General features: G+C 68.7%; 2 protein-coding genes. Both read left to right on the top strand.

Annotated elements, in window-relative coordinates:
- The first annotated feature begins 1,164 nt into the window (after positions 1 to 1,164).
- Positions 1,165 to 3,546, top strand: a complete 2,382-nt coding sequence (purL, locus tag DRB06_RS13465) for a phosphoribosylformylglycinamidine synthase subunit PurL (RefSeq protein WP_111820230.1) — start codon at positions 1,165 to 1,167, stop codon at positions 3,544 to 3,546.
- A gap of 174 nt (positions 3,547 to 3,720) precedes the next feature.
- The coding region (locus DRB06_RS16405; protein ID WP_220093032.1) for a hypothetical protein at positions 3,721 to 3,952 on the top strand (232 nt) is incomplete at its 3' end.

Here is a 3,952-nt window from a genome sequence, read left to right as displayed (position 1 = left end):
GAATCTCACTACTTCTGACACTCCCAGATGTCATGAGATCCAACAGTCCCAGAAGTCATGAGACAACACAGGCACCCAGGGGTACGAACTGTCACCGGAGGGTACGAAGCGTCCACCGGAAGGTACGTACCGTCGGGTCGGGGTACGAAGCGTCAGCCCCATCCGCCCCATAACCGTTGGCGCGGCCGTCCCGCCGCGGGGCTCTAGGTCGTGTTGTGTAAGTCGTTTGTGGTGGTGGGGCGGTGCTGGCGATGTGGGTGGTGGTCTGGTGGCGGATGGTGAGTTGGTCGTGTCTGGTGGCTACGGGGCCCGAGTTTGAGTGGGCTGCGTGCGCCCTTCGGGAGCTCGCTCGCGCCTTCGTGAGCTCGCTCGCGCTGTTGGGAGCGTCGTCCCGGAGCCGGGTTGTCGACGCGGGTGCCTGTGGGCGGGCCGGTTGTGTGCTTAGCGAGGATCGTTGTGCGCAGTCAGGCGCGTACGGCGTTCCCGCGGTGTCGGGGGCCTGGTTGCCGACAGTCGAAGGGGGCGAGTGGGTCTTGTACCGCCCCGGTTGGACCGCCCACGCCCCGTTGGACCGCCCACGCCCCGTTGGACCGCCCACGCCCCGTTGGACCGCTGTAACCGGCGGCTACGGCGGTCCAACCGGGGAACAGGGGTCCATCCGGGGAACAGGGGTCCAACGGGGGAACAGGGGTCCAACCGGGGAACAGGGGTCCAACTGACAGGCTCAACATCCACACACCGCCACCCAAGTACTTACACAACAGGACCTAGAGCGCGAGTTGCTCTCAGACACACGAGTTCAGCTCGGGTGCAGGAGATCTTGGCGGTTTGCGCGGGTAGAAACCGTGCAACCCGCCAAATCACGTGTCGATGCTGCCGACGCGTGTTCACGATGTCCCCGAGCTCGTCGACGGCGCCAGTCGTCGGCAGCAGGAATAGCCCATTACGTTTGCCCACCCGACCCACAGGCGCACAGCCGACCACCACCTGGACGGCGGATGACCAGCCACCATAACGACCGATCTCGACCGTCATGTCAACCGATCTCGGCGAGGGGGCCTGGGGCGGTCTCGCAACGTTGAGGCGGACACGGAGGGGGAATAGGTGCGAGGCCGCCCCGCCGGGTAACCTCTAACCGGTTCCACCGCCCACCCAGGAGCAGCCATGTCCGCCGTCGAGCCCAACGCCGTGACCGAACCCGCCCGCCCCGCCGACCACCCCGACACCGTCGCCCACGCCGCGGCCACCCCCGACCAGGCGATGCCCTACCGCGAACTCGGTCTCAAGGACGAGGAATACGACTCCATCAAGACCATCCTCGGCCGTCGCCCCACCGCCGCGGAGCTGGCCATGTACTCGGTGATGTGGTCCGAACACTGCTCCTACAAGTCCTCCAAGCTCCACCTGCGCCAGTTCGGGGAGAAGACCACGCCCGAGATGCGTGAGCACCTGTTGGTGGGTATGGGGGAGAACGCCGGCGTCGTCGACATCGGCGACGGCTGGGCCGTCACCTACAAGGTCGAGTCCCACAACCACCCCAGCTTCGTCGAGCCCTACCAGGGGGCCGCCACCGGCGTCGGCGGGATCGTGCGCGACATCATCTCCATGGGTGCCCGGCCCGTGGCCGTCATGGACCAGCTGCGCTTCGGCGCCGTCGACCACCCGGACACCGCCCGCGTGGTGCACGGCGTCGTCGCCGGGGTGGGCGGCTACGGCAACTGCCTGGGCCTGCCCAACATCGGCGGCGAAACCGAGTTCGACCCCTCCTATCAGGAGAACCCGCTCGTCAACGCCCTGTGCGTGGGCGTGCTGCGGCACGAGGACATCCACCTGGCCAACGCCTCCGGCGCGGGCAACCAGGTGGTCCTGTTCGGCGCCCGCACCGGCGGTGACGGCATCGGCGGTGCCTCCATCCTCGCCTCGGAGTCCTTCGAGGACGGCATGCCCGCCAAGCGGCCGAGCGTGCAGGTGGGCGACCCCTTCATGGAGAAGGTCCTGATCGAGTGCTGCCTGGACCTGTTCGCCTCCGACCTGGTGCTCGGCATTCAGGACCTCGGCGCCGCCGGCATCTCCTGCGCCACCAGCGAGCTGGCCTCCAACGGCGACGGCGGCATGCACGTGGACCTGGAGAACGTGCTGCTGCGCGACCCCACCCTCACGGCCGGGGAGATCCTCATGAGCGAGTCCCAGGAGCGGATGATGGCCGTCGTCGCCCCGGACAAGCTCGACGACTTCATGGCGGTGATCGACAAGTGGGATGTCGAGGCCTCCGTGATCGGCGAGGTCAATGGCTCCGGTCGGCTCACCATCGACCACTTCGGGGAGCGGATCGTGGACGTCGACCCGCGCACGGTCGCCCACGAGGGGCCCACCTACGACCGCCCCTACGCCCGCCCGGCCTGGCAGGACGCCCTGAACGCCGACACCTCCGATGCCCTGGCCCGGCCCGAGACGGTCGCGGAGCTGGCGGAGCAGGTGCGCGCCGTCGTCACCAGCCCCAACCAGGCCTCCGCCGCCTGGGTCACCGACCAGTACGACCGCTTCGTGCGCGGCGCCACCGCCCTGGCCCAGCCCGACGACGCCGGCGTCATTCGTGTGGATGAGGCCACCGGCCGCGGGGTCGCCATCGCCACCGACGCCAATGGTCGCTTCACCAAGCTCGATCCGGCCACCGGCGCCGCCCAGGCGCTCGCTGAGTCGTACCGCAACGTGTGCACCGTGGGTGCCCGCCCGCTGGCCGTCACCGACTGCCTCAACTTCGGCTCCCCGGAGGACCCCGATGCGATGTGGCAGCTGGTCGAGGCGATCACCGGCCTGGCCGACGCCTGCCGCCAGCTGGGTGTTCCCGTCACAGGCGGGAACGTCTCCCTGTACAACTCCCACGGCAAGGTCAAGGGCCTGCCCGATTCCTCCATCAACCCCACCCCGGTGGTGGGTGTGCTCGGCGTGATGGGCGACGTGCGCCGGGCCAACCCGTCGGGCTGGCAGGAGGAGGGCCTGGCCATCATTGCTCTGGGCGAGACCCGCGACGAGCTGGACGGCTCGGCCTGGACCCGCGTGGTGCACGACCACCTGGGCGGTCTGCCGCCGCAGGTGGATCTGGAGGCGGAGGCCGCCCTCGGGCGGGTGCTGGTGGCCTTGAGCGAGGTGGACCTGCCCGACGGCTCCCGGCTGGTGCGCGCCGCCCACGACCTGTCCACCGGCGGGCTGGCACAGAGCTTGGTCGACGCCTGCTTGCGCTTCGGTGTGGGGGCGGCCATCGACTTGGCCGCCCTGCCCGGCGACGTCGACGACTTCACCGCTCTGCTGTCCGAGTCCGGCGCCCGCGCCCTGTTGGCGGTGCCGGAGGGTGCCCTGCCCGCGGTGGCGGCGGCCGCCGAGGCCGAGGACGTGACCTGGGGGCGCCTGGGCACCACCGGCGGGGACATGCTCGCCGTCACCGGTACCGATCTGTTGGCCGACGGCGGCTCCGGCCGCCCGCTCGTGCTGGACCTGGATGAGCTGCGCGCGGGGGTGCAGGCGACTCTGCCAGCGCTGTTCGACTGAGGTCGCCCAGGGGGCGTTTAGGGAGGGCGTTTAGAACGCGGGCTCGCGGTCTGTTACGCCTGTTCGGGGTTTACTACGCCACTTAGGGGTCTGCTGAATGGCTCAGAGGCCTTCAGCAGACCGTTAACTGGCGTTGTTAACGGTGAAGCGGCGTAGTAGATGTCTGGTGCGGAGGTGAGTGCCCCCGCGGTGGTGCATGGCGGGGTGTTCGCGGTGTCGGGCAACGGTGGCGGGTGTGGTGTGTGGTGCGGTTGGGATGTGTGGGGTGGTGTGGTACTCGCCGGATGGTCACGATTCGGTCTACGGTACAAAGATTGGTGCATTTTGATCCTGACTTTTCCGCATGACTTCGTTGAAAGTTGGTGGCTGGAGGGGGTTGGAGGGGTGTCGGTGGCGCTTGGCTTGT

The sequence above is a fragment of the Actinomyces sp. Z5 genome (assembly GCF_003287795.1).
GTDB lineage: Bacteria > Actinomycetota > Actinomycetes > Actinomycetales > Actinomycetaceae > Actinomyces > Actinomyces glycerinitolerans.
This window is presented reverse-complemented; position numbering and strand designations above follow the sequence as displayed.